Below are 25,950 nucleotides of genomic sequence, written 5' to 3'. Positions count from 1 at the left end.
CCCCTTCGGCGGGCCGCTATCTACATCACGCAGCCGATCTGCCAGGGCACGAATTCGTTGTCGCCGAGACCGAGGGCCTCGCTCTTGGTTTTCGTCCCGGATGCGACCGCCAGGATCGCGTCGAGGATCTCCTCGCCCTTGGCGGCGACGGACACGCCCTTGTCGATGACCTCGCCGCAATCGATGTCCATGTCGTCGCGCATCGTCTCATAGAGCCGGCTGTTGGTCGCCAGCTTGATCGTCGGCGCGGGTTTCGATCCGAAGGCCGAACCGCGCCCGGTCGTGAAGACGACGACCTGGCAGCCGCTGGCGATCTGGCCGGTCACCGAGACCGGGTCGTAGCCCGGCGAATCCATGAAGTTCAGCCCCGGCTTGGTCACGCTCTCGCCATACATCAGCACGTCGGTCAGCGGGGTCGCGCCGCCCTTGGCCGCCGCGCCGAGCGACTTTTCGAGGATCGTCGTCAGCCCGCCGGCCTTGTTGCCCGGCGACGGGTTGTTGTCCATCGAGCCGCCATTCATCTCGGTGTAGCGTTCCCACCAGCGGATGCGCTCGATCAGCTTGTCCGCCGTTTCGCCATCGGCGGCGCGGCGCAGCAGCAATTGCTCCGCGCCGTAGATTTCGGGCGTTTCCGCCAGCACCGCGCTGGCGCCGAGCCCGGCCAGCATGTCGCTCGCCACGCCGAGCGCAGGGTTGGCGGTGATGCCGGACATGCCGTCCGATCCGCCGCATTGCAGCGCCACGCGCAGCGCCGATGCCGGGATCGTCTCGCGCCGGACGCGGTTCACCTCGGGCAGCAATTCGCGCACTTTCGCGACGATCGTCTCGACGGTCTTCGTCGTGCCGCCGATTTCCTGGATCGTCAGGCCGTGAAAACGCTCCTGGCCGTCCGCGCCGAAGCGCTGGCGCATCCGCGCGACCTGCATCATCTCGCAGCCGAGACCGACGAAGATCGCCGCGCCGACATTGGGGTGAGTGGCGTGGCCCCAGAGCACACGCTGGAGATTTTCCCAGCCGGGTCCTTCCGAGGCCATGCCGCAGCCGGTGCCGTGGCTGAAGGCGACCACGCCGTCGATTTCGGGATAGTCCGCGAGCAGGGGATCGTTGTTGAGAATATCGGCTGCCCGGCGCACCACCGTGGCCGAGCAGTTCACGGTCGCGCACAGCGCGATGAAATTGCGGGTCCCCGCACTGCCGTCGGCGCGCCGATAGCCCGAAAAGCTGCGCGGTGCGATCGCGGGTATGGCGGCGCGCGCCTGGTCGAGGTCCGCGCCGGCCTTGTAGTCCTGGTCGTGCGCGCCGATTGCGCAATTTTGCGTATGGACATGCTGCCCGGCCGCGATCGGCGCGGTCGCATAGCCGATGATCTGGCCGAACTTGATGATCGCCTCGCCCTCGGCAATGTCGCGCCGCGCGATCTTGTGACCGGTCGGCACCATCGCCTCCAGCGGCGATCCGGTGCCGAGCGGCGTATCGCCCGCTGCGGCCCTTGCAGTCAGGATCGCAACTGTATCTTGGGGGTTAAGGACAACCGGTTCCGCCATTCTCGCCTCTGTATCTCGAGCCGGCATGCCGCCGGATTAGACCGGTGGCATATCGCAATTGTGCGGCGACTGCGAGTGCCGTCTGCCGGGCCCGTCGGCGTCAAAGAGCGGTGCGCGCGAGGCGGAGGCGCCACCGCTCTTCGACGGAACCGGCGTGTGCGCCGTATCAGGACGCGTCGGAAAGGCAGGTGCTGAACGACGTGGCGAGACCGCGGATCACCTCGAAGTAGAGATCCGGTCCGGCCTCGATGGCGGCGCCAAGCGGATCGAGCGTGCCGGAACGCGCATCGGTGCCTTCGGTGACGACCGACACCAGTTTCGGCTCGAACTGCGGTTCGCCGAAGACACAGGTGGCATTCAGTTCCTGCACCTTCTCGCGGATATCGCGAAGCCGGTCTGCGCCCGGCATCACTTCCGGCGACACGGTGATCGATCCGGCCGCCGAGAGCCCGAAGCGGTGTTCGAAATACTGGTAACCGTCGTGGAAAACGATGAAGCCCTTGTCCTTGACCGGTTCGAGTTGCGCCTCGATCTCCGTCGTCAAGGCGTCGAGGCGATCTTCGAGCGCGGCCTCGTTCTTCTCGTAGAGCGCTGCATTGTCCGGATCGGCCTCGGCCAGCGCTTCCGCGATCTCGTGCGCCATCGCTTTCGCGTTCATCGGGTCGAGCCACAGATGCATATCGACGGACCCATGGTCGTGATCGTCGTCTGCATGGTCATCATGGTCGTCATCGTCATGATCGTCGGCATGGTTGTGATCGTCATCGTCATCATGATCGTCGTCGTCATGCACATGTTTCTCGAACGAGCCGCCGGCGCGGAAATCGAGCGTCTCCAAGCCGTGCGCATGGAACAGTTCGACAGCTTTCGCATCGCCGCCGATGGTCTCGATCGGCTTTTCGAGGAAGGGTTCCAGATCCTCGCCGATCCAGAAGATCAGGTCGGCATCCTGGAGGGCGGAGGCCTGCGACGGCTTCAGGCTGTAGGTATGGGGAGATCCGGCTCCCTCGACGATGAGCGACGGCTCTCCGGCGCCTTCCATGATGGCGGCGACCAGGGAGTGAACCGGTTTGATCGAGGCGATCACCTTCACGTCGGCTTGGGCGGATACGGCCAGTGCCGGCAGGACAACGGAGGCGAGCAGGAGGGTCTGGCGGGTTTTCATCGGATGATCCAGTTCGGGGTTGGTACTTGTTTGCGTGATGTTATATCATTACATCGTAATATCCGTTACCCTGAGATTGACGAGCGCGTCAAGCCGGGCGAAACGAGAGACCGAACGGAAAGACGATCGTGTTGCAGTCACCGCAAACCCTGGTTCGCCTTCAGGAGGCCGGCGTGGAACGCGCCGGACGCTGGCTGGTGCGCGATATCGACCTCGAAGTGGAGCGTGGCGAAATCGTTACGCTGATCGGTCCGAACGGGTCCGGCAAATCGACCACCGCCCGCATGGCGCTCGGCATCATCGCGCCCAGCGAGGGAACGGCATGGCGCGCCCCGCGGCTGAAGGTCGGCTATGTGCCGCAGAAACTGGCGGTCGACTGGACACTGCCGCTGACCGTTGACCGGTTCCTGTCGCTCACCAATCCGCTGACGGCGGAGGAAAAGGCATCCGCCCTCGAAAGCACCGGCATCGCCCATCTTGCCAGAGCCGAGATCCGCAACCTGTCGGGCGGCGAATTCCAGCGCACGATGCTCGCCCGCGCCGTCGCGCGGCGGCCCGACCTGCTGGTTCTCGACGAGCCGGTGCAGGGTGTCGATTTCTCGGGCGAGATCGCGCTTTACGAACTGATTTCCAGTATCCGCACCAATCTTCATTGCGGCATCCTGATGATCTCGCACGACCTCCACGTCGTCATGGCGGCCACCGACCGCGTGATTTGTCTCAATGGGCATGTCTGCTGCCACGGAACGCCCCAGGTCGTCGCCGAAAGCGCCGAATACCGGCAGTTGTTCGGCGCGCGCGGCGCGTCCCAACTCGCCGTTTACCAGCACCATCACGACCACACCCATCTGCCCGACGGGCGGGTCCGCCATTCCGACGGCACGGTGACAGCGCATTGCCATCCCGATGACGGCCACCACCATCACGACGGCGAGCATGATCACGGCGACGCGAAGCCGGGCGATGAAGGAAATGCATCCGATGCTCGATGATTTCTTCGTCCGCGCGATTGTCGCCGGGGCCGGCGTTGCGCTGGTCACGGGTCCGCTCGGCTGCTTCATCGTCTGGCGGCGGCTCGCCTATTTCGGCGATACGCTCTCGCACGCCGCGCTGCTCGGCGTCGCCATGGCCTTCCTGCTCGAAATCGACGTCACGCTCGCGGTCTTCGTCGTCTCTGTCCTCGTCGCGCTGTCGCTTCTGTGGCTGCAGCGCCGCGCCGGCCTGTCCTCCGACGCGCTGCTCGGCCTGCTGTCGCACTCGGCGCTGGCGCTCGGACTCGTCGCGCTCGCCTTCATGACATGGGTGCGCATCGACCTGATGGGGCTGCTCTTCGGCGACATCCTCGCCGTTTCCCGGTCGGACATCGCCGCGATCTATGCCGGCGGGGCGTTCGTCCTCGCGGTGCTGGCCGTGATCTGGAAACCGCTTTTCGCCGCGACCGTCAGTCCGGAACTGGCCGCCGCCGAGGGCATGCACCCGGCGCGCGCCAATCTGGTTTTCATGCTGTTGCTGGCGATCGTCGTGGCGATCGCCATGAAGATCGTCGGCGTATTGCTGATCACCGCGCTGCTGATCGTGCCGGCCGCCACGGCCCGTCGTTTTGCATCCGGACCCGAACAGATGGCCGCGCTTTCGGCGGTCTTCGGCATCCTTGCGGTCATCGGCGGTTTGTTCGGCTCGTTGAAATGGGATACGCCGTCCGGACCGACGATCGTGGTCGCGGCAATGGTCCTGTTCATCCTGGGCCTGACGCCGATCGCGACACTGGCGACGCGTGGGGGCGGCGGAAAATGAGCGGACACCATCACCATCATGGCGACAAGCCGGATCTGACGCGCAATCAGGCGCTTGTCTTCGGTGCGCTGGAGACGGCGGACGGACCGCTCACCGCCTACAACATTCTCGACCGCCTCAACGGCGAGGGCCTGCGCGCGCCGCTTCAGGTCTACCGCGCGCTCGAAAAGCTGCTTGATCTCGGCATTGTCCATCGCCTCGAAAGCCTGAACGCCTTCGTGGCCTGCACCCATCCCGGCTGCGAAGGCCACGCGACCGTCGCCTTTGCGATCTGCGATAATTGCGGCTCCGTCGCCGAAATTACCGACGAATCCCTTGCCGGCGCGCTCGACACCATCACGCGAAATGCCGGTTTCAAGCCGCGCAAAACGACCGTCGAGATGCGCGGCCTCTGCCTCGCCTGCCAGCAGGCCGCATAAGGCGTCGCCGGCCGAGGTGTTTCACGCGCCCGCGCCGTCCTCCGGATATTCCGTCACCGTGCCCGCCGCGTTGTCGATGATCATGAAGGCGTCGAAATAGTCGATCGTGGGGCGCGTGCCGATGCGCTTTTCCGCCTGCTGCAGCCACTCTTCGCTATGGGCCGCTTCGGCGGCGGCGCGCGAGGTCCAGAAATAGATACCCTTCAGCGTGGTGCGGTCGTCGCTCCATACGAAGTGCTTGCGAACCAATTCCTTTTCGGCCTGCCAACGGGCCACGACATGGCGTGCATCCTCGATGACCGCCTCCCGGCTCGCGCCTGCCGGCGACGGAAAGGTGACGATTTCGCAGATCATGAAGTCCTCCTGTTTGCGGGACCCGTTTCGCCGGGTGCCTTTCGGTGTGCTGCCTCCACACTCTGGCGCGCAAACGAGCGGTTTGCCGATAATTTACGCAACCTTTTTTGCGCCTTGCCCGTTGGCCATGCAGATGCCCACTTGCGTATTATGCGCAAAAACATAGTCTTGGAAGAATGGATAAAGCGGAAAGTATCTTCGATGAGATGCTGCTCGGTGACGACAATGCGCGATCACCCTATGGCGAATATCACGACTGGTTTGTAGCCGAAGACCCGACTCGGCTGCATCACAAGTCCCGGGAAGCTGAGACGTTTTTCCGCCGGACCGGCATCACCTTCAACGTTTACGGTCAGGAAGAGGCTGCCGAGCGGCTGATCCCCTTCGACATCGTGCCGCGAATTATTTCGGGGCGCGAATGGGCGCGCCTGTCGCGCGGCATCGAGCAGCGTGTGCGCGCCATCAACGCCTTTCTCTACGATATCTATCACCGCCAGGAGATCCTGCGTGCCGGGCGCGTTCCGGCCGAACTGATCGCCCAGAACGACGCGTTCCTGCCGAAGATGATCGGTGTCGCGCCGCCGGCGAATATCTACACCCACATCGTCGGCACGGACATCGTGCGTACCGGCGAGGACCAGTTCTACGTGCTGGAAGACAATGCACGCACGCCGTCCGGCGTCTCCTACATGCTGGAAAACCGGGAATCGATGCTGCAGATGTTCCCGGAACTGTTCTCCCGTATCCGGGTCCAGCCGGTCAGCGACTACCCGAAAAACCTGCGCCGCTCGTTGGCGGCCTGCGCACCGCCGGCCTGTTCCGGCAAGCCGGTAATCGCCGTCCTGACGCCCGGCATCCACAATTCGGCCTATTTCGAACACGCCTTCCTCGCCGACCAGATGGGCGCGGAGCTCGTCGAGGGGCACGATCTGCGCGTGATCGACGGGCGCATCGCGATGCGTACCACGCGCGGCTACACCCCGATCGACGTCATCTATCGACGCATCGACGACGATTTCCTCGATCCGCTGAATTTCAATCCGCAGTCGCTTCTCGGCGTGCCTGGCATCATGGATGTCTACCGCTCCGGCGGAATCACCATCGCCAATGCGCCGGGCACCGGCATCGCCGACGACAAGGCGATCTATTCCTACATGCCCGATATCGTCGAGTTCTACACCGGCGAGAGCGCAATCCTGAAGAACGTGCCGACCTGGCGCTGTTCCGACGAGGATTCGCTGGCCTATGTGCTCGAACATCTCCACGAACTCGTCGTGAAAGAGGTTCACGGTTCGGGCGGCTACGGCATGCTGGTCGGTCCGGCGGCCTCGAAACGCGAGATCGCGGCGTTCCGCGACAAACTCAAGGCAAAACCGGGCAACTATATCGCCCAGCCGACATTGTCTCTCTCGACGGTTCCGATCCTGACCAAGAAGGGGCTGGCGCCGCGCCACGTCGATCTCCGGCCCTTCGTGCTGGTATCGCCGCTCGGCATCAACATCACGCCCGGCGGGTTGACCCGCGTGGCGCTCAAGAAGGGCTCGCTGGTCGTCAATTCGAGCCAGGGGGGCGGCACCAAGGACACCTGGGTGTTGGAGGAGTAGGGAGAGCATGCTCGGTAAGACCGCTGGCGGACTGTACTGGATGTTCCGCTACCTGGAGCGCAGCGAAAACAATGCGCGCCTCTTGGAGGCGGGTTTTCGAATCGCGCTGACCCGCTCGGCGGCCGCCGAGGACGAATGGATGTCCGTCATCCAGACGGCGGGTGTGCAGACAGGTTTTCTCGAACGCCACGATACGGCCGACTCCTCGACCGTCACCGACTACCTACTGCGCGACAAGACCAACCCGTCGAGCGTCATTTCGGTGATCGAAGCATCGCGCAACAATGCCCGCCTCGTGCGCACCGCGCTGACGCGGGAGGTCTGGGAAGCGACCAACGAATGCTGGCTGACGCTGAAAGACGCGCTGGCCCGCCCCGTTCGCGATCGCGAATTGCCCGAAGTCCTTGGCCTCATCCGCCAGCAGAGCGCGCTCGTGCGCGCCGCGCTTCATGGCACGATGCTGCGCAACGACATTTACGACTTCGCCCGTATCGGCACGTTCCTGGAACGCGCCGACAACACCGCCCGCATTCTGGACGTGAAATACTACGTCCTGCTGCCCTCGGTCATGCATGTCGGCTCGTCGCTCGACAATGTGCAGTGGGAAACGATCCTGCGATCCGTCTCCGCGCAACGCGCCTATCGCTGGCTGCATGGCGGAGACATCAATTCGCGCGGTATCGCAGAGTTCCTGATAAGCGACCGCCGCCTGCCGCGCTCGCTCGTCTTCTGCTATACGAAGATCGTCGACAACCTGGCCTATCTCGCCGAGGATTACGGCGTGCGCGAAGAGTGTCACGTCAAGGCGGACGAGGTCCTGGGGCGTCTGCGCGGGCATACGATCGAAACGATATTCGAGCAGGGATTGCACGAATTTCTGGAGGAGTTCATCCGTGACAACAACGCGCTGGCCGGACAGATCGAGCAGGATTACCGTTTTTACGGATAGACCATGCGGCTGACGATCTCCCATACGACCCGATATTACTACGAGGAGCCGGTCCACTATGCGCTCCAGCAACTGCGCCTGACGCCCAAATCGCGCGCCGGCCAGAAGATCGTGGAGTGGGACATCGACATCGATGGCGGCACCAAGCAGCTGGAGTATGACGACCAGCACAACAATCACGTGTCGCTGATCGGCTTCGATGACGGGCGAACCGAAGTAACCATCCGCTGCAACGGCGTGGTCGAGACCACGGACATGTCCGGCATCATCGGAACGCATGGCGGCTTTGCGCCGCTCTGGCTGTTCATGCGGCCGACGCCGCTGACGCGCGCCGGCAACAATGTGCGCAAGCTGGTCAAGGCGGCCGGCGGCGATTTCGAGGGTGATATCGAACGGCTGCACGCCCTGTCGTCCACGATCGCGGAGACCGTGACCTACGAGATCGGCACGTCGCATTCCGCCACCACGGCGGAAGAATCGCTCGATGCGGGGCACGGCGTCTGTCAGGACCACGCTCATATCTTCATCGCGGCGGCGCGCTCCATGGGATATCCCGCGCGCTATGTCAGCGGATATCTGTTGATGGACGATCGCATCGACCAGGACGCCAGCCACGCCTGGGCAGAGGCGCATATCGACGGAGTGGGTTGGGTCGGGTTCGATATCTCCAACGGAATTTCGCCCGACGAACGCTATGTTCGCGTCGCCACGGGCCTCGATTATTTCGAGGCTGCGCCCGTTTCGGGCATGAGACTTGGGCATGGCGATGAAAGCATGGTTGTAAGTCTGCAGGTGCAGCAATAGATTTCAGTCGATTCGGGCTGGAACCTGCCACATGACCTATTGCGTCGGCCTGCGCCTTTCGAAAGGCCTTGTCTTCATGTCCGACACCCGCACTAATGCGGGCGTCGACAACGTCTCCATTTTTCGGAAGATGTTTTCCTGGTCAGTCCCGGGCGAGCGTGTGCTGATGCTCATGACGGCGGGCAATCTGGCCACGACGCAGTCGGTGGTCAGCCTGCTCGACGAGCGGTCCAAGGCGCCGCAGGACCGAAATCCCTCGATCCTCGAAACGCCGTCCATGTTCCAGACCGCGCGTCAGGTCGGTGAGACGCTGCGCGAGGTTATCCAGGCGAATGCGATGACCGGCCAGACGGCCGATTCGTCCTTCAACGCCACGCTGATCCTCGGCGGCCAGATCCGCGGGTCTGAACCGCGCCTGTTCATGATCTACCCGGAAGGCAATTTCATCGAGGCCAATGGCGACACGCCGTATTTCCAGATCGGCGAGACCAAATACGGCCGCCCGATCCTCGTTCGCGCCTATGATCCGGATCTCTCCTTCGAGGACGCCGCCAAGCTGCTTCTCGTGTCCTTCGATTCCACCGTCAAGGCCAACCTGTCGGTTGGCCTGCCGCTCGATTTGCAGGTCTACGAGGCCGGCAGCTTTCGCCTTGGCAAAAGTGAGCGCATCACCGCGGACGACCCCTATTACCAGACGATTTCGACCAGTTGGGGCGAGGCCCTGACACAGGCGCTCAACTCCTTGCCCGATTTCGAGTTCACCAGCGAACCGGCGGCGCCGCGTTAATCCTGACACTTAACCGCAGGCCTCCAAACCGCTTGCGCGCGCTTGCGGAGTAGGCTTTAAAACCCGTCAGCTTTCCGGGCAAAGGTTGCGGAACCACCGCACCGCCGGAACTGCGAAAGTTAGGGAGTAATATTACAATGAGAAAGACTCTTCTTGCCGCGGCAAGCATTCTGGCTCTGTCCGCGACCGCTCAGGCCGAAGTGAAAATGGGCGTCATCCTCGGTTTCACCGGGCCGATCGAATCGCTGACGCCCGACATGGCCGCCGGCGCGGAAATCGCGATGAAGGAGGCTTCCGATTCCGGCAAGTTCCTCGATGGTGAGACGGTCACCGCAGTGCGTGCCGACTCCACCTGCATCGATGCAGCCGCCGCGTCCGCCGCTGCCGAGCGCCTCATCACCTCCGACGGCGTTGTCTCGCTGATGGGCCCGGATTGCTCGGGCGTGACCACCGCCGTGGCGAACAATGTCGCCATTCCGAATGGCGTGTTGCTCATTTCGCCGTCCGCGACCTCGCCGGCGCTTTCGACGATCGATGACAATGGCCTGTTCTTCCGCACTGCGCCGTCCGATGCCCGTCAGGGCGAGGTCCTCGCCGATGTTGCGATGGAGCAGGGCATCAAGTCGATCGCCATCACCTACACCAACAACGACTACGGCAAGGGCCTGTCCGATGCCTTCAAGGCCGCCTTCGAGGCGATTGGCGGCGAAGTCACGATTTCCGTTCCCCATGAGGACGGCAAGGGCGACTACTCGGCTGATGTCGGCGCTCTGGCGTCTGCCGGCGGCGACGCCCTCGCGGTTCTCGGCTATGTCGACCAGGGTGGCCGTGGCATCATGCAGGCCGCTATCGACACCGGCGCATTCGACACGTTCGCGCTTGGCGACGGCATGATCGGCGACTCGCTGCTCGACCTGCCGGGCCTCGACGCCGCCAAGGTGTTCGGCACCGCCGCTGGTTCCGAGTCCGACGCGGCAGGCAAATACGCCGAGATGGCCGCAGCGGCGGGCGTCACGGGAAGCGGCCCCTACCAGGGTGAGAGCTACGATGCCGCGGCGCTGATGATCCTCGCGATCCAGAAAGCCGGTTCCGCTGACCGCGGCGCGCTTGCCGGCAACATCATGGACATCGCGAATGCGCCGGGCGAACAGATCGGCCCCGGCGAACTCGGCAAGGCGCTCGAACTCGTCGCCGCCGGCACCGATATCGACTACCAGGGCGCAACCGGCGTCGAGTTCACCGATGTCGGCGAGGCGCTTGGTTCCTACAAGGAACTGGCCATCGAAGACGGTGCCTGGAAGACGGTCGCGGTACGCTAAGCCGCTTCACGGTTACAAACGAAACGAAGCCCCGGGTCGCATCGCGGTCCGGGGTTTTTCTTTGCCGCTTTCAGCCGAAGTCGTCCGCCGCCGTGCCTGAATCAGCGTCGGCGATTCGCCTTTCTCGCCTGTCACATGGATTTCATAATCCTCTGAAGCATTTTTTATTCCGCGAAAGGCAGATTTTCGCGAGATGAAAACCGGCTGATCGTGGCGCTCGGCCGAACTGCCGAGCGATAAAAATAACTCTTTGAAAATAATGCCGAAATGAGAGCGTCGCGGCTCATCGTCAATCTGACTTGCCGCCCTCAATGAGCCCGAGCCGCGTCGGCATCTCGCATTCTCTGCGTGCCCGCCCTGTGGAAAAACTGCAAAATACTTGTTAGCTTTTGTGTAGCCGGCTCACAATGCCGAGGTCCGAAAACCTTCGTTTTTTGGTTCTGGATCGGAGCGTTTCGGACTGCTGGATGCGCCGCGAAAACCTGACACGGGCCGGTTCGCTTTCGCTTCGCGCATGACTGCTTGGACAGGCAAGGAGGGCATCGAAGAAGAACATGAAGCACACTCTGATGACACTTGCGGGCGTCGCCATTGCGCTCTCGCTGACAGGCGTGGCCCGGGCAGGCGGCGATTATGTCGTTCTCTCCCATCCCGAGGCCATCGACGGCAGGACGATCGTCGCGGATGACGGCCGGCGCTTTCGCCTGCACGCGATCGACGCGCCTGACCTGGAACAGCAATGCCTCGGTGCCGACGGCGCGGAATATTCCTGCGGCGAGCAGGCCCGAACCGCGCTCGCCGGCATGGTCGATGGCATACTCACCTGCGATCTGGTGGAAAGCGATGCCGCCGATGGCGGCCCGGTCCGCTGCCAGGACTTCGCCGGCCGCGACATCGGCTCGCGCCTGATTTCCGCCGGATGGGCGCTGCCCGACCGCTCGATCGGTCTCGACTACGTCTGGGATGAAATGGAAGCGGAGGCCCGTTCGCGTGGCATGTGGCAGGGACGGTTCGTCCTGCCCGAACGCTGGCGGGCGGGGTCGCGCCTTTGAGATGAAACGAAAAGGCCGGCGCATCCGCCGGCCTTGTTCGATCGGGAAGCGCGCTAGCTGTGGCGCACCTTCTCCGGCAGGATCCCGCGCGGCGAGAATCGCATCACGATCAGCAGCACAAGGCCCATCACGAACAGCCGGAACGGCGCGGCGATGTCCTGCAGATGCCTGTAGAGCGGCGTCTCCGGATCCATGTTGGCGCTGAGCATCTCGACGATAAAGCGCCCGGCCGGCTCCGCCTCGACCCAGATGAACCAGATCAGGAAACCGCCGATCACGGCGCCCAGATTGTTGCCGGAGCCGCCGACGATCACCATAACCCAGACCAGGAAGGTGAAGCGCAGCGGGTTGTAGGTGCCCGGCGTGAACTGCCCGTCCAGCGTCGTCATCATCGCGCCGGCAATCCCGATGATCGCCGATCCCAGAACAAAGATCTGCAGATGGCGCGCCTTGATGTCCTTGCCCATCGCCGCGGCCGCTTCCTCGTTGTCGCGAATGGCGCGCATCATCCGCCCCCAGGGCGAGTTCAGGGCCCGCACGCACAGCGCCAGGATGATCAGCAGAACAACCGTGAAAAGCCCCGCATAGGCGATCTTCACGAAGGCGCTGGACGCCTCGATCAGCAATTGGCGCAGCATCGATTCGCGCGCCGCCGCGTCGGCCGCCGTCGCCAGCGTATCCGCATGGAACCGGCTGACGAGGTCGATGAACCACGGAGTCTGCTGCAGGTCGATCTCGTAGGGGACAGGGCGCTTCAACCCGGTGACGTTCTTGACGCCGCGCGCCAGCCAGTCCTCGTTCTTCAGGACGGCGATCACGATCTCCGAGATGCCCAGCGTCGCGATGGCGAGATAATCGGATCTGAGCCCGAGCGCCACCTTGCCGATCAGCCAGGCGACGGCCGCCGCAAAGATGCCGCCGACGATCCACGATGCCATGATCGGCAAGCCCAGCCCGCCGATGAAGCCGGTCCGTGCCGGATCCACCGCTTCCACGGCCGACACCGCCTCGCCGAAGACCGGACGCAGGATGATGTAGCCCGCGACCACGATGACGAAGATCGTGAAGGAGCGCAGCTTGCCCTTCAAGTTCGCCGCGACGAATGCCGTCGTCGCGATGATCGCGACCACGATGACCGCCGAGAGCGTCAGCCCGCGCCCGCCGGCGTTCAGCGCTTCCCATACCGGCGGATGCGACACCACCACGGCGGCGAGGCCGCCCAGTGCGGTAAACGCCATCACGCCCGCATTGAAGAGGCCCGCATAGCCCCATTGCAGGTTCAGCCCCATCGCCATCAGCGCCGAGACCAGGCTCATATTCACGATGGCGAGCGCGACGGACCAGGATTGTCCTAACCCCACCGCGGCAATCGCCGCGGCCATGGCGAGGAAGACCAGCGGTGCGCGCCACGGGCTCTGCCGTTTCTGCACGATGGCGGTCGGCATCGGCGCGGAGGTCTTTTCCGCGTCGGTCTTTTCGGGTCCGGTGTTCAGGCTTGTGTCGGTCATAGCACCTTCCCCTTGAAGATACCGGTCGGGCGGATCAGCAGCACGACGACCAGGATGATGAAGGAAATGGCGAATTTGTAGTCCGTTCCGAGGAACTGCACGAGACCCGAAGGCGCAAGATCGTCGGGCAGCAGATAGGTGCCGAACTTCTTGTAGGCGTAGGTCAGCATCACCTCGGAAAAGGCGATGATGTAGCCGCCCACCACAGCGCCGATCGGTTGGCCGATGCCGCCGACGATCGCCGACGCGAAGATCGGCAGTAGCAATTGCAGATAGGTGAACGGCTTGAAGCTCTTGTCGAGGCCGTAGAGCGTGCCGGCGATGGTGGCGAGCACCGCCGCGATGATCCACGTGATCATCACGATCCGGTCCGGATTGATCCCCGACAGCAACGCAAGGTCCTCATTGTCGGAATAGGCGCGCATCGCCTTGCCGGTGCGCGTCCGGTTCAGGAAGATGAACAGCGCGGTGACCACGATCAGGGTGACGACGACGGTGATCGCCTGCGTCGTCTGGATCGCCAGACCCTCGTCGAGCCCGCTCCATTTCTTGAAATCGAGCGCCCGCACCACGAAGCGTTCGCCGTCCGTGAAACGGCGGTCCTCGGTGCCCATGATGAAACGCACGATGGCGCTGAGCATGAACATCACGCCCACCGACGCGATGACGAGCACCACCGGTGCGGCCTTCCGCTTGCGGTAGAAGGAGAACACCGACTTGTCGATCAGGATCGCCGCCACCGCGGTAACGATGATCGCCGGCACCAGCGCCAGCAGCGCCGTCGGCAGCACGCCGAAGGTGATGCCTTGCGCCTGCAACGCCCAGGTGAACAGGATGGTCATCGTCGTGCCGAAGGCCATCAGGTCGCCATGGGCGAAGTTGGCGAAGCGCAGGATGCCGAACACGAGCGTCACGCCGAGCGCGCCCAGCGCCAGCTGCGAGCCATAGGCGAGGGCGGGCACGAAGACGAAATTCGTCATCAGGGTCAGCGCGTTGAGAATGTCGATTGTCTCCGGCATGACCTATCCACCCAGGAATGATTTGCGCACTTCGGGATTGGCCAGCAATTCGTGGCCGGTTCCGGTGCGCCAGTTTTCGCCGCCGACCAGCACATAGCCGCGATCGGCGATATTGAGCGCCTGGCGCGCGTTCTGCTCCACCATCAGGATAGCGAGGCCGGTATCGCGCACTTCGAGGATACGGTCGAACAGTTCGTCCATGACGATCGGCGAAACGCCCGCCGTCGGTTCGTCGAGCATCAGCACGGTCGGCCGTGTCATCAGCGCGCGGCCCACCGCCACCTGCTGGCGCTGGCCGCCCGACAGTTCGCCGGCCGGCTGCCGTCGCTTTTCCTTGAGGATCGGGAACAGCGTATAGACCTGTTCCATTGTCGCGCGAATGTCGTCGCGGCGCAGATAGGCGCCCATTTCGAGGTTTTCCTCGACGCTCATCGAGGTGAAGACATTGTTGGTCTGCGGCACGAAGGCGATGCCCTCGGCGACGCGCGCCTGCGGCGTTAGCTTCGTGATTTCCTTGCCGTCGAGCACGACCCGGCCGAGCCGCAGTTGCAGCATGCCAAGCATCGCCTTCATCGCGGTCGATTTGCCGGCGCCGTTGGGGCCGACGATAACGGCGATCTCGCCTTTCTCGACCCCGACCGTACAGTCCTTGAGAATGTCCGCGCCGCCATAGCCGCCGGTCATGCTTTCTCCGATGAGATACATCAGGCGTCGGCCTCCGTGTCACCGGTTTCAAGCGCTTGCGTCTGGCCCGGCGTCTTGTTCTTGAGGCCGCGGCCCAGATAGGCCTCGATCACCGCCTCGTTGTTCTTGACCTCTTCCGCCGTTCCTTCGGCCAGCACGGTGCCCTCGGCCATCACGATCACCGGGTCGCAGAGCCTGCCGATGAAATCCATGTCGTGCTCGATCATGCAGAACGTGTAGCCGCGTTCGCGGTTGAGCCGCACGATGGCGTCGCCGATCTCCGCCAGCAGGGTGCGGTTGACGCCGGCGCCCACTTCGTCGAGCAGCACCACCTTGGCGTCCGCCATCATGGTGCGGCCGAGTTCGATGAGCTTCTTCTGCCCGCCCGAGAGATTGCCCGCCAGTTCCTGCGCGACATGCCCGAGATTGAGGAAGTCGATCACTTCCATTGCGCGCTGGCGGATCTCGATTTCCTGCCGCTTGACCTCGCCAAAGCTGAACCAGCTCGAAACCAGGCTCTCGCCGAGTTGGTGGTCCGGAACCATCATCAGGTTTTCCAGCACGGTCAGCGTCGAGAACTCATGCGCCAACTGGAAGGTGCGCAGCAGGCCCTTCTTGAACAGCAGATGCGGCGGCAGGCCCGAAACGTCCTCGCCGTCGAGAAGAATCTGTCCGCTCGTCGGAGAAAGGTTTCCGGCAATGATGTTGAAGAGCGTCGTCTTGCCGGCGCCGTTCGGACCGATCAAGCCGGTGATCGACCCTTTTTCGATTTTCAGCGACGCGTTGTCGACGGCGCGAACGCCACCGAACAGCTTGTACACGGATTTGACTTCGATCATGACGTCCCGGACCACTGATTTCCGGCGTCTCAAGCACTTCCAACCGCGAAAGGCAATATTCTCCTGCGTTTCACGCCGGTTTTGCCCCTAAAGATCAATGGAACCGACGGGTTTACCGGGTTTTGCGCGTCATCCGGCCGAACCGGCGCGCAGGGCGACGGCGTGACGGACGAGTTCGGCGTTGTCCGGTGTCATCTGACCGTCGGGGAGGAGCCTCCCGTCCTCGAGGCCGATCCGTGTCGACCAGCGGCGCTCGAACGCATGTTCGGCAAGGGGCCACATCATCGCGTCGATACCATGCAGCAGGATCGGCTTTCCAACGACGTTCCTGTCGAGGATTTTCGAAATCCGATCGGTCGCGGCGAAGGCCGGGCCGGCTTCCTGTTCTTCGATCTCGATCAGGACGCGCAGAACAGGCGGTTGACCGCGCAGGCCGACGAAGCGCTCGGCATCCTCGGCTGTCGCCAGTCCGGCCTCGATACCGACACCGCGGCTTGCCAGGATTCGCATGATTTCCGGCGCATCCGGCTCGCACAGATTCACGGAGGCGTAGTCCGGCAGCACCGTCCAGCTTTCGAGTGCGGCACGCGTTCGGTCCCGGTCCTGCTCGATCCATTCTCCGGTCGATACGCCGATCAGCGTGCCGGGGCAGGCGGCGCGCAGCGCGGCCACGGTCTTATCGACCGCGAACAGGCTTTCCAGCCCGTTTGCATCGCGCGGATGGACATGAAGTTCCGCCGCGCCGGCGTCTATGCATTGCACGGCGTCGCGCGCGACCGCCGAAGCGTCGAATGGCAGTTTCGGGTGAAAATCGGCCGGGCGCGCTCCGTTGAGGCAAGCCTGCACGATCATCGTCAGCCCCCGAGTTCCACCGAACGCTTGCGCGCGGCCTCGACCGCTTCTGTCATGAGCTTCGTCAGCCTGTCTTCGCCCATCAGGACGGAGAGGGCCGCGGCGGTGGTGCCGCCCGGGCTGGTTACCTGTTCGCGCAGCGTGCCCGGTTCCACGCCGCTCTGCTTCTGGTAGACGGCCGCGCCGTAGATCGTCTGTCCGGCGAGAAGGGCGGCCAGGTCGTCCGGCAATCCGGCGGTCTTCGCCGCCTCGGTCAGCGCCTCGATCATGTGGAACAGATAGGCGGGGCCCGAGCCGGAAACGGCCGTCACCGCATCCATCAGCGCCTCGTCTTCGACCACCGCGGTCTCGCCGCTCGCCGCCATCAGGTTTTGAGCGAAATCGAGCTGCTCCCCGCGCGTCGCCTTGTTGGCGCAGAGGACCATCATGCCCGCGCCGACGGCAGCCGGCGTGTTCGGCATGACGCGGATGACGGCAGTTTGCGGACCGAAGGCCTTTTCGAACCGGTCGATGGTGATGCCCGCCGCAACGCTGACGATCGCCGCGCCCTCGGCGGCGAGGCCGGCATAGGCCGGCAGCACGGAATCCATGACCTGCGGCTTGACCGCCATGATGATCAGCGCCGGCGCGAGGTTGTCCGGCAGATCCTCGGCCGATGCGACGGCAATCGCGCCGAGCCCGGCGGCGCGGTCGCAAAGCGCATCGTTGGGTTCGACGACAAACGCATCGTCGGCCGCCAGTTTCTTCGATTGAAGCCAGCCCTGAAGCATGGCGAATCCCATGTTTCCGCAGCCGGCGAGCACGACGCGTCCGTTTGTCGACATGATCTCTCGTCCCTTTTCCTGTGTCCGGGATAACGGCGCTGCCGTGCGCGCGCAAGCTGGCTTTGTCGGCAAATCCGGCGGGTGCGGTCGCGTCCCAACCGTGTTATCGCTCGCCGGTCAACGGGAACCGTCATGCATCTTGTCTTCGCCACGCCTGTCCTGCCCGCCGCTTCGCCGGACAGCATCTCCGGCATGGCCGGCCGCGCGATCGTCGATGGCCTGCAGCGCGCCGGCGTCCGGGTCACGCGGCTTGGCTATTCAAGGGTCGGCGCGCCTTCGCCCGGAGACGATGCGGTCAGCCTTGGCGAAATCGGCGGGATCGACGAGCTTTCCCTGCGTCCGGGCACGCTCCTGACCGCGATGTCTCGCGGCATGCCGCTTTCCTCCGCCGCATTGCGTATCGCGCCTGACGCCGAGCTGCGCGCCGCGTTGGAGGCCCTGGGCCCCTCCGACGGTATCGTCCTCGACGGCGTCGCCCTTGCCGGCGCGTATCCGTTGCTCGCGAAAAAGCCCTTCATGTTGCTGCCGGGCGATGTCGGGGAACGACCTTTCTTCGGCGAGGAAAACGCCGTTCCGGCTTTTCTCCGCCGTCTCCTTGTCGCCCGTGAAGCGAAGGCGCTGGACGCGCTCGAACGAAAACTGGCCGCCGACGCACGATATGTGCTGACCCCGTCCGGGGAAGACGGCGAGCGTCTCGGTCTCGATGCGGACCGCTCCGGCATTCTGCCGCCCGTCGGCGCGCCGCCCGAACCGTCGGGTCTTCGCCTCCCGGCCTTCGACGTCGGCATGCTCGGGGACTGGACGCATCCGCGTATGCGCGCCGGGCTGGAGTGGTTCCTGACGGAAATCGTGCCCCTGCTGCGCCCGGAGGTTTCCGTCGCTATTGCCGGCAGGATGCCGCGCGGCCTGGCGCGGCGGTCCCGGCGGGTCCTGTTTCTCGGGCCGGTGATGGACAATGACGAGTTCCTGCGCCAATGCCGGATTGTGGCGCTGACCGCGCGCGCCCGGGAAGGCCTCTATCCCGCGACGCTGCGCGTATGCGAACTTGGCCTGCCCGCCGTCGCCACACCGCAGGCGCTGCGCGCAATACCGGATCTGCCGGTCAGCATCGTCCGTGCTGACGAGCCGAAGACCTTCGCCGCCGCCCTGCACGACCTTGTCGTCAGCCAGCGCACGGAAAGCCTGACCGACGCGGACGGTGCCTCTTTCCATGCGGAGCGGCAGGCGCGGGCGGATCGTGTGATCGCGGATGCTCTGGCCCGGTTTTCCGGCTGACATCACATTTTTCCGGGCGAATTTCCCCGATCCGGCAGCCCGAAATTAACCTTTTGTTACCCATGAAATTTTAGTCTCTCTTTACCACTCGCGACTGTCGCGAGGCGGGCAAATCCAGCCTGGTGGCCGATGTACGAAGCCGATCACAATCGTCCGGGACGCCTTGCAAAGGTGTCGCCATCGCGGGCCGGCGCTTCCGCCGGACGCCCGGCGAGAGCCGCGCGCGACGAGAAGGCGGACATGTTCGGCAGGGAACTGGATCGCCTGTCCGCTGCCGTCGGTTCGACCTTCAAAGCCTGGCGAAAGCCCGTCATCGCACTGACCATCGGCGGACTTCTGATCGGCGGTGTGGCTGCCGCCTGGATGCCGAAACTCTACACCTCGCAGGCTGAAATCCTGTTCGATCCGAGGCCGGCCGGCGGCGAGACCGGCGACGCCGCGGCCGATTTCATTCTTCGCCAGCGTGCCTTCGATATTGTCGATGGCGAAATCGGCATCGTCCGGTCCCCGGTGGTTCTGGAACGGGTGATCGAGCGCGCCAAACTGGATCAGGACCCCGAATTTCGCGGCGACTACGGCGCTTTGGGGCTGATCGGATCGATCCGGGGCTTTCTGTCCCTTTTCTCGCCGGGCGACGCAGTGCAGGACCGTACGGTTGTCCGCCGCCTGCGCGAAAGCCTTCATGCGGAACGGACCTCGGCGAATTTCATCGTCAATGTCGGTGTGACCACGCGAGACGCGGAGAAATCGGCAACGCTCGCCAATGCGCTTGCCGGCGCCTTGGTCGAGCAATTGAAGCGCGAGAAGGCGGAAGCGGCGACCAGCGCCTCGATGTCCCGCCGCGACACCGGTCGATCGGCGGTCGAAGAGCCGTCGCTCGCGAAAGCCGAAATAGAACTGATCACCCCGGCGCGCATCCCTGACGCGCCATCCTCCATATCGCCCGCCGCCATTGTTGCGCAGTTCGGTTTTGCCGGTCTCGCGCTCGGGATCGTCCTGTCCCTCGTGGCCCTGCTTCGCGGCATCGTGTTCGGTGTTGCACGGCAAGTGGCTGGACGCGCGGAGCGCGATGCCCCGAATGCAGTGGCCGACAAACCCGATGACTTCCGCAAGGCGGTCGATGCCGTCCGCAAGGCAACCGGGCCGGAGACTGTGCCCGGCATGGCCCGATCAGGGCCGGAACAAAACGAAAGCGAGAACCCGATGCATCCCTATCCGGCCTACTATCCGTTCATTCAGCCGCAGGAGCCCGCCGCCATGCAGCCCGCGCCCTATCCGTTCGCGCCGCAACAGGCCGTTGCGCAGCCGCAGCCGGTTGCCTATTGGCCGGCCCCCCCGATGCCGCAGATGGCTTATCCGCCGGCTCCCTCCTGGTACGCCTGGCCCGCACCGCAGGCCCCCGGCTGGCCCCATGCGCCGTCCGCGTACGCTCAGCCCGCGCCGGCGCAAATCCCGCCGCCGCAGCCCGTGGCGCACCAACCCGCACAGATCCATGCCGTCGAGGCGCCGGTCTACACGCCTGAGGATCCCCGGGAACTGGAGGAACTGCGCCAGCAGGTTCGCGAAATCCGGGAGACTCTGGAAGGGCTGATCACCCGCCGCTCCGGGCACCTGCGCCGGGTGGCCTGACGCCCGTCGCGGGCATCGCGGGAAACTTATCCGATTCCGCCAGAAATCGGCGCATCCGAGGTTTTCTTTCGCGCGCAAGCCGTGCAAATGTCCGCCCGCAATCTCGCAGCGGGAGACAAATCACATGGCGGAACGGATCGATGGCGCGGTGCTTGCCGGCGAAGTCCTCGAAGAGGTCAAGGCGGCGGCCGACAGGCTGAAAGACCAAAAGGGCGTGCAGACCGGCCTTGCGGTCGTCATTGTCGGCGAGGATCCGGCAAGCCAGGCCTATGTCCGCTCGAAGGGCCTGCGCGCCAATGAATGCGGCTTCAAGTCCGTCACCCACAAGCTTGCCGAAGACACGTCGGAGGCGGACCTGCTTGGCCTGATCGACGATCTCAACGCCGACGACACGATCCACGGCATCCTCGTCCAGCTTCCGCTCCCGGGACACATCGACGAAGGCAAGGTCATCCAGGCGATCGATCCGGACAAGGATGTCGACGGCTTTTCTTTCATCAATGTCGGCAAGCTCGGAACGGGTCAGGTCGGCGACGCTTTCGTGCCCTGCACGCCGGCCGGCTCCATGCTGATGATCGAGCGCGTTCTCGGCAAGGACCTGTCAGGGAAGAACGCCGTCGTCGTCGGCCGCTCCAACATCGTCGGCAAGCCGATGTTCAATCTGCTTCTGGCCGCCAACGCCACGGTGACCGTCGCCCATTCGCGCACCGCCGACCTGCCGGCGCTGTGCCGTACCGCCGATATCCTGGTCGCCGCTGTCGGCCGCCCGCTCATGATCAAGGGCGACTGGGTGAAACCCGGCGCCGTTGTCATCGATGTCGGGATCAACCGCGTTCCCGCGCCGGAGAAGGGCGAGGGCAAGACCCGGCTCGTCGGCGATGTTGATTACGAGGAGGCCGAGAAGGTCGCATCCGCCATCACGCCGGTTCCCGGCGGCGTCGGCAAGATGACCATCGCCATGCTGATGGCGAATGCCGTGACCTCCGCCTATCGCAGTGCCGGCGAGGAGCCGCCGCGCTTTTGATTTCGCTTTTCGCGGCGTACCGGCTGGGCTATAGCGCGCCGTCATGATCGCGGACGACGAGACGCCCAAGCGCCATTTCTCATTCATCCTGGCAGAGTACTTCCCGATGTTCTGCCTGGCGGCGGCGATCGACGTGCTGCGCTCGGCGAACCGGCTGTCCGACACCCAGTATTACGGCTGGTCGACCGTGTCGCATGACGGCCAGCCGGTCGACGCCTCCAACCGGCTGGCGATCAAGGCGGCCTATGGCGTCAACGACATCCCGCAAAGCGATATCGTCTTCGTCGTGGCCGGCCTGACCACGGAGTTCCCCGGCAAGGCGCGTATCGTCGCGGCGTTGCGATCCCTCGGGCGGCGCGGCGTCGGTCTGGGCGGCATTTCCATCGGCAGTCACACGCTCGCGGAGGCCGGTCAGCTGGAGGGGCGCCGCTGCACGATCCACTGGGAAAACCGCGCCTCGTTCCGCGAGGCCTTCCCGCATATCGAATGCACCGGCAACGTCTACGAGATCGACCGCAACCGATACACCTCGGCGGGCGGCACCACCTCCGTCGACCTGATGCTGGAGATCGTGCGCTCCGATTTCGGGCCGGACCTCGCCCACAAGGTCGCCAACCAGTTCCAGCATGAACGCATCCGCAGCCACGAGGACCGCCAGCGCGTCGGCCAGGAACCGGACCTGACCGGCAAGTCGGACAAGCTGCGCAAGGTCACCGAACTGATGGCGGAGAATCTCGAACTCCCGCTGACGGCCGGCGAACTGGCCGGCTCGGTCCATCTTTCCGTGCGCCAGGTCGAGCGCCTGTTCCTGCGCCATCTCAACTCGACGCCCGGCCGCTACTACATGACGTTGCGGCTGGAGCGCGCGCGGCAGTTGCTGCGCCAGACCAACATCCCGATCCTCGAGGTCGCGCTGTCCACGGGCTTCACCTCGCACAGCTATTTCGCGCAGAGCTACCGGCTGCAATTCGGCCGCGCGCCCAGCGACGAGCGCCGCACCAGCTTCTGATCGCATGCGGCAAGCCGTCGCTTGACCATTCTCCATGGAATTGCCAAGTGGACGTCATGACGGTTTCGCGCATCGAAATCCGGCCGGTTCGCGGCCTCTGGCTTCGCCTCTTCGTTCTGGCGGCGGTGATCCTTTCGGCGTTTGCGCACCGTCCGGCCGTCAACGCACCGTCGTCCTATGAATTGGCGCAATATGTCCTGCCCGATGGCACATTGCCCGATCTCTGCGCGACGGATCAGGACGGCGCGCCGGTTCACGAGCATGCGTTTTGCGATTTCTGCCTGATCGCCGGTGCATCCGCGCCGGCACAGCCCGCGGTCTCGGCACTCTCACGGCCTCTTCCCCTTTTGCTGGCCGTCATGATGCCGGTGAAGACCGCACCGCCGATCGCAGCCGTCGAACTCGCCACCGCGTCGAAACGCGGCCCCCCGTCGATTTCTGTCTGACGCCTTCGGGCGCAATCGAATTCCGAAAACAGAAAATGGCCGCGCGCTTACGCGCCGCGGTTCGATCAGATGGGAAAACAGACATGAAAAAACTGCTCACCGCCGCTGCGGCCGGCGCCGCGCTCTTCACCGCCACGCTCGTGGCCAATGCGCATGACTATAAAGCCGGCGACCTGGAAATCGTCCATCCCGTGGCGCGCGCCACGCCGCCCGGCGCGCCGGTCTCCGGCGGCTACATGACGCTTCGCAACACCGGCGGGGAAGCCGACCGGCTGATCGGCGGGTCAGCGGACTTCGCTGGCAAGGTCGAAGTCCATGAAATGGCCATGGACGGTGACGTCATGAAGATGCGCCAGCTGGAAAACGGGCTCGAAATCCCGCCCGGCGGCGAGGTCGTGCTGAAGCCCGGCGGCTATCATGTCATGTTCATGCAGATGAAGGAGCAGCTCGAGCCCGAGACCAGCCGCAAGGCAACGCTCGTCTTCGAGAAAGCGGGTGAGGTCGAGGTCGATTTCAGCGTCGTCACGCCCGACAAGCTCAAGATGGACATGCAACACTGATTGCGTTCGATCAACGCGCGAGGCGTCTCACGACGCCTTGCGCCGCGCGATCCCGGCGCCGTGGCCGCCGAGTGTGCGATAGGCGCGGTTGCAGTGAACCAGCGGGTCGCCATGCGCGCCGCGGGTGATCGTGCCGACGCTGCCGAAAATGACGTGATGCGTGTCCTGGCGATGCGCGCTTCCGACATGGCAATCCAATGCGGCGAGGGCGCCTTTCAGGCGCGGAGAGCCGGTCGGTGTGTCCAGCCAGTGCGCGCAGGCGAACTTGTCTTCGCTGAACTCCGGTAGCCGCCCCGCGAAGGCGTCCGCGACCGCCTGCTGGTCTTCGCGCAGGATGTTCAGGCAGAAGCGCCCGTTTTCGAGAATGGACTCCACAGAGCGGCTCGCCGCGTTGATGCAGACGAGGATGGTCGGGCTGTCGCCATCGGCGGCGACGGGTGTCATCGCGGAAACGGTCACGCCGGCGCGACCCGCCGGTCCGTCCGTCGTCACCACTGTCACCGTTGCCGCTGTCAGGCTCATCGCGTCCAGGAAAGCTTCCCTCAGCATGCTGGGTCCGCCCTCCACGGCGGTCACGGCACCGATCGAACCTACTCCGCCGCCTGGACGAGCAGCGGTGAGAGACCGTCGCCGCTCTCCCCCCGTCCGACGCCGTGGTAGCTGAACCCGGCCATGCGAACCACGTCGGGGTTCTGGATGTTGCGCAGGTCTACCATGACCGGAGTGGCCATGGCTTCCTTGAGCCGCGTCAGGTCGAGATTGCGGAAGATCGCCCATTCCGTGACGATGACGACGGCGTCCGTGCCCTCGGCGGCGTGATAGGCATCGTCGCAATAGGTCACGTTGGAGAGCAGGTCGCGCGCCTGTTCGGTTCCTTCCGGATCGAAGGCACGAATGCGCGCGCCGGCATCCTGAAGCGCCCTGATCAGCGGCAGTGCCGGAGATTCGCGGACATCGTCCGTATCCGGCTTGAAGGTCAGACCCAAGACCGCGATCGTCTTGCCGCGCACCGACCCGCCGCAGCCGCGGATCACCTTCTTGGAGATGGAGCGCTTGCGCTGGTCGTTGATGGTGACCGTGGTCTCGACGAGGCGCATCGGGCTGTCGGCGTCATGCGCCGTCCTGACAAGCGCCAGCGTGTCCTTCGGAAAGCATGAACCGCCGATCCCCGGACCGGCATTGAGGAACTTGCGGCCGATGCGGTTGTCCATGCCGATGCCTTGCGCCACGTCGAGGACGTCGGCGCCGACTTTCTCGCAAAGATCGGCGATCTCGTTGATATAGGTGACCTTCATGGCGAGGAAGGAATTGGCGGCGTATTTGGTCAGCTCCGCCGTGCGACGGCCGGTCATCAGAATGCGGTCCTTGTCGAGGCCCAGCGGCGCATAGAGATCGCGCATGACGCCGCGCGCGTTCACGTCGTCGGTACCGATCACGATCCGGTCCGGTTCCTTGAAGTCGGCGATGGCCGATCCCTCGCGCAGGAATTCCGGATTGGACACGACCGCAATGTCGGCCGTCGGGTTTCCGCTGCGGATGAGATGCTCGATCTCGTCGCCGGTTCCCACCGGCACCGTCGATTTCGTCACCACGATGGTGCCGTCGGCGAGCATCGGCGCGAGTGTTCGGGCGACCGTATAGACATGCGTCAGGTCGGCGAGGCCGTCACCCGCGCGCGACGGGGTGCCGACGGCGATGAAGACCGCATCGGCGCCTTGTACCGAGGCTTCGAGATCGGCGCTGAAGGACAGTCGGTCTGCGCGGACATTTTCGGTGACGATCTGATCCAGTCCCGGCTCGTAGATCGGGATCGATCCGGCGCGCAGCGCGTCGAGCTTGGTCTCGTCGCGGTCGACGCAGATCACATCATGGCCGATATCGGCGAAACATGCGCCGGACACCAGTCCGACATAGCCCGCCCCGATCATCGTGATTTTCATACTGGCCTCTCCTCGACCTTTCGCGATGGCATGCCTGATTGCCTGGCAAGCCGGCCATACCGGATAATCAACGTGATCAATGTGCCCTGATCAATGAACACATCCCTTAGGAAGACGCCACGAGCGAAACTATGGTTTACGCTTCGTTAATTGCGGGATCCGATGTTTAGCCGTTCTATTTATGGCACGTTGGCAGTTCCGGGTCTTCCCGGTGCGAGACAATCCCTGTCGCCGCACGATACACCTGAAAAGAGCGGAAATTCAAGCGGTTGTGCCCGCTTTCGACAGACGGACGGGGCTGGTTGAAACGCTTTTCGTTCAAATTTTCTGGGTTCCTGTAAACGGCCCTTAAAGCATCCCTGCTAGCGTCCCCCTTGCCGTGAGTGTTCAGGGTATCGGCGACATTTCCCGGGTAAGGCCGGATGCGAATTGTCATGCCCGGATCTGGCGTGATCGGCGACTTGAGTTGAACGAAGTCAGCGCGTTAGCGCCGATCGGCAGTCGATTGGACCGGGGAAATTCGCCAGCATGTCGGCATATCGAAATGATA

At 64.1% G+C, this 25,950-nt stretch carries 27 protein-coding genes; 15 read left to right on the top strand and 12 right to left on the bottom strand.

What is annotated here, in order from left to right:
• Positions 1 to 20: 20 nt before the first annotated feature.
• Together ACQK2M_RS22190 and znuA are read right to left on the bottom strand one after the other, a co-directional pair.
• Positions 21 to 1,544, bottom strand: a complete 1,524-nt coding sequence (locus ACQK2M_RS22190; protein ID WP_425419608.1) for a UxaA family hydrolase — start codon at positions 1,542 to 1,544, stop codon at positions 21 to 23.
• 166 nt (positions 1,545 to 1,710) lie between these two features.
• Positions 1,711 to 2,709, bottom strand: coding sequence for a zinc ABC transporter substrate-binding protein ZnuA (gene znuA, locus ACQK2M_RS22185; protein ID WP_425419607.1), 999 nt, complete (start codon positions 2,707 to 2,709; stop codon positions 1,711 to 1,713).
• Positions 2,710 to 2,837: 128 nt separating this feature from the next.
• On the opposite strand from znuA, the gene ACQK2M_RS22180 reads away from it, so the two are divergent.
• Genes ACQK2M_RS22180 through ACQK2M_RS22170 form a run of 3 tightly spaced genes read left to right on the top strand, consistent with a single transcriptional unit; the run spans position 2,838 to position 4,922 of the window.
• A complete protein-coding gene (locus ACQK2M_RS22180; protein ID WP_425419606.1) occupies positions 2,838 to 3,701 on the top strand; it encodes an ATP-binding cassette domain-containing protein in 864 nt (287 codons plus the stop codon).
• A complete protein-coding gene (locus ACQK2M_RS22175; protein ID WP_425420112.1) occupies positions 3,631 to 4,503 on the top strand; it encodes a metal ABC transporter permease in 873 nt (290 codons plus the stop codon). The genes ACQK2M_RS22180 and ACQK2M_RS22175 overlap by 71 nt, the downstream gene beginning before the upstream one ends.
• A complete protein-coding gene (locus tag ACQK2M_RS22170) occupies positions 4,500 to 4,922 on the top strand; it encodes a Fur family transcriptional regulator (protein ID WP_425419605.1) in 423 nt (140 codons plus the stop codon). Before ACQK2M_RS22175 ends, ACQK2M_RS22170 begins: the two co-directional genes overlap by 4 nt.
• 21 nt (positions 4,923 to 4,943) lie before the next feature.
• Here ACQK2M_RS22170 and ACQK2M_RS22165 read toward each other — a convergent pair whose 3' ends face one another.
• Positions 4,944 to 5,276, bottom strand: coding sequence for a hypothetical protein (locus tag ACQK2M_RS22165; protein WP_425419604.1), 333 nt, complete (start codon positions 5,274 to 5,276; stop codon positions 4,944 to 4,946).
• A 176-nt stretch (positions 5,277 to 5,452) separates the two neighbouring features.
• Between ACQK2M_RS22165 and ACQK2M_RS22160 the strand changes: the two genes are divergently transcribed.
• The 5 genes from ACQK2M_RS22160 to ACQK2M_RS22140 all read left to right on the top strand — a co-directional run bounded on the left by ACQK2M_RS22160 (position 5,453) and on the right by ACQK2M_RS22140 (position 10,739).
• Positions 5,453 to 6,880, top strand: coding sequence for a circularly permuted type 2 ATP-grasp protein (locus tag ACQK2M_RS22160; protein WP_223476383.1), 1,428 nt, complete (start codon positions 5,453 to 5,455; stop codon positions 6,878 to 6,880).
• A gap of 7 nt (positions 6,881 to 6,887) precedes the next feature.
• Positions 6,888 to 7,829 (top strand): alpha-E domain-containing protein, encoded by a 942-nt coding sequence (locus ACQK2M_RS22155; protein WP_223476382.1) that lies wholly within the window; start codon positions 6,888 to 6,890, stop codon positions 7,827 to 7,829.
• Between the two features lie 3 nt (positions 7,830 to 7,832).
• Positions 7,833 to 8,633: a transglutaminase family protein gene (locus ACQK2M_RS22150; RefSeq protein ID WP_425419603.1), complete on the top strand. Its 801-nt coding sequence runs from the start codon at positions 7,833 to 7,835 to the stop codon at positions 8,631 to 8,633.
• Positions 8,634 to 8,664: 31 nt separating this feature from the next.
• Positions 8,665 to 9,420 (top strand): peptidase, encoded by a 756-nt coding sequence (locus ACQK2M_RS22145; protein WP_425419602.1) that lies wholly within the window; start codon positions 8,665 to 8,667, stop codon positions 9,418 to 9,420.
• 137 nt (positions 9,421 to 9,557) lie between these two features.
• Positions 9,558 to 10,739 (top strand): ABC transporter substrate-binding protein, encoded by a 1,182-nt coding sequence (locus ACQK2M_RS22140; protein WP_425419601.1) that lies wholly within the window; start codon positions 9,558 to 9,560, stop codon positions 10,737 to 10,739.
• Between the two features lie 12 nt (positions 10,740 to 10,751).
• Here the strand turns inward: ACQK2M_RS22140 and ACQK2M_RS22135 are convergent, their stop codons facing one another.
• Complete coding sequence (locus ACQK2M_RS22135; protein ID WP_425419600.1) at positions 10,752 to 11,051, bottom strand: hypothetical protein; 300 nt, start codon at positions 11,049 to 11,051, stop codon at positions 10,752 to 10,754.
• A 242-nt stretch (positions 11,052 to 11,293) separates the two neighbouring features.
• Between ACQK2M_RS22135 and ACQK2M_RS22130 the strand changes: the two genes are divergently transcribed.
• Positions 11,294 to 11,791: a thermonuclease family protein gene (locus tag ACQK2M_RS22130; RefSeq protein WP_425419599.1), complete on the top strand. Its 498-nt coding sequence runs from the start codon at positions 11,294 to 11,296 to the stop codon at positions 11,789 to 11,791.
• 53 nt (positions 11,792 to 11,844) lie between these two features.
• On the opposite strand, the gene ACQK2M_RS22125 is transcribed toward ACQK2M_RS22130, so the two are convergent.
• From ACQK2M_RS22125 to proC, 6 genes are all read right to left on the bottom strand, one after another.
• Positions 11,845 to 13,299, bottom strand: a complete 1,455-nt coding sequence (locus tag ACQK2M_RS22125; protein ID WP_425419598.1) for a branched-chain amino acid ABC transporter permease — start codon at positions 13,297 to 13,299, stop codon at positions 11,845 to 11,847.
• Positions 13,296 to 14,318 carry a branched-chain amino acid ABC transporter permease gene (locus tag ACQK2M_RS22120; RefSeq protein ID WP_425419597.1) on the bottom strand — a complete coding sequence of 341 codons (1,023 nt, stop codon included), beginning with the start codon at positions 14,316 to 14,318 and terminating at the stop codon, positions 13,296 to 13,298. Before ACQK2M_RS22120 ends, ACQK2M_RS22125 begins: the two co-directional genes overlap by 4 nt.
• Before the next feature lie 3 nt (positions 14,319 to 14,321).
• Entirely contained in the window at positions 14,322 to 15,023 is a 702-nt protein-coding gene (locus tag ACQK2M_RS22115; protein WP_425419596.1) for an ABC transporter ATP-binding protein, read from the bottom strand.
• A complete protein-coding gene (locus ACQK2M_RS22110) occupies positions 15,023 to 15,841 on the bottom strand; it encodes an ABC transporter ATP-binding protein (protein WP_425419595.1) in 819 nt (272 codons plus the stop codon). The genes ACQK2M_RS22115 and ACQK2M_RS22110 overlap by 1 nt, the downstream gene beginning before the upstream one ends.
• A 129-nt stretch (positions 15,842 to 15,970) precedes the next feature.
• On the bottom strand, positions 15,971 to 16,693 hold the full coding sequence (locus ACQK2M_RS22105) for a 3-keto-5-aminohexanoate cleavage protein (RefSeq protein ID WP_425419594.1): 723 nt from the start codon (positions 16,691 to 16,693) through the stop codon (positions 15,971 to 15,973).
• Between the two features lie 2 nt (positions 16,694 to 16,695).
• Positions 16,696 to 17,517: a pyrroline-5-carboxylate reductase gene (gene proC, locus ACQK2M_RS22100; protein WP_425419593.1), complete on the bottom strand. Its 822-nt coding sequence runs from the start codon at positions 17,515 to 17,517 to the stop codon at positions 16,696 to 16,698.
• Positions 17,518 to 17,649: 132 nt separating this feature from the next.
• Between proC and ACQK2M_RS22095 the strand changes: the two genes are divergently transcribed.
• The 6 genes from ACQK2M_RS22095 to ACQK2M_RS22070 all read left to right on the top strand — a co-directional run bounded on the left by ACQK2M_RS22095 (position 17,650) and on the right by ACQK2M_RS22070 (position 23,460).
• Positions 17,650 to 18,792, top strand: coding sequence for a glycosyltransferase (locus ACQK2M_RS22095; RefSeq protein ID WP_425419592.1), 1,143 nt, complete (start codon positions 17,650 to 17,652; stop codon positions 18,790 to 18,792).
• A 129-nt stretch (positions 18,793 to 18,921) separates the two neighbouring features.
• Positions 18,922 to 20,421 (top strand): hypothetical protein, encoded by a 1,500-nt coding sequence (locus ACQK2M_RS22090; protein WP_425419591.1) that lies wholly within the window; start codon positions 18,922 to 18,924, stop codon positions 20,419 to 20,421.
• Positions 20,422 to 20,545: 124 nt separating this feature from the next.
• Positions 20,546 to 21,445, top strand: coding sequence for a bifunctional methylenetetrahydrofolate dehydrogenase/methenyltetrahydrofolate cyclohydrolase (locus ACQK2M_RS22085; RefSeq protein WP_425419590.1), 900 nt, complete (start codon positions 20,546 to 20,548; stop codon positions 21,443 to 21,445).
• 43 nt (positions 21,446 to 21,488) lie between these two features.
• The gene (locus ACQK2M_RS22080) at positions 21,489 to 22,454 is read left to right on the top strand and encodes a GlxA family transcriptional regulator (RefSeq protein ID WP_425419589.1); all 966 of its coding nucleotides are present in this window, start codon (positions 21,489 to 21,491) and stop codon (positions 22,452 to 22,454) included.
• Between the two features lie 47 nt (positions 22,455 to 22,501).
• Positions 22,502 to 22,900 (top strand): hypothetical protein, encoded by a 399-nt coding sequence (locus ACQK2M_RS22075; protein WP_223476367.1) that lies wholly within the window; start codon positions 22,502 to 22,504, stop codon positions 22,898 to 22,900.
• 83 nt (positions 22,901 to 22,983) lie between these two features.
• Positions 22,984 to 23,460: a copper chaperone PCu(A)C gene (locus ACQK2M_RS22070; RefSeq protein WP_425419588.1), complete on the top strand. Its 477-nt coding sequence runs from the start codon at positions 22,984 to 22,986 to the stop codon at positions 23,458 to 23,460.
• A gap of 27 nt (positions 23,461 to 23,487) precedes the next feature.
• Here ACQK2M_RS22070 and ACQK2M_RS22065 read toward each other — a convergent pair whose 3' ends face one another.
• Entirely contained in the window at positions 23,488 to 24,009 is a 522-nt protein-coding gene (locus tag ACQK2M_RS22065) for a flavin reductase family protein (RefSeq protein ID WP_425419587.1), read from the bottom strand.
• 41 nt (positions 24,010 to 24,050) lie between these two features.
• Positions 24,051 to 25,400 carry a UDP-glucose dehydrogenase family protein gene (locus ACQK2M_RS22060; protein WP_425419586.1) on the bottom strand — a complete coding sequence of 450 codons (1,350 nt, stop codon included), beginning with the start codon at positions 25,398 to 25,400 and terminating at the stop codon, positions 24,051 to 24,053.
• Positions 25,401 to 25,950: the final 550 nt, after the last annotated feature.

This window comes from Oricola indica, from assembly GCF_965227485.1.
Lineage (GTDB): Bacteria > Pseudomonadota > Alphaproteobacteria > Rhizobiales > Rhizobiaceae > Oricola > Oricola indica.
This window is presented reverse-complemented; position numbering and strand designations above follow the sequence as displayed.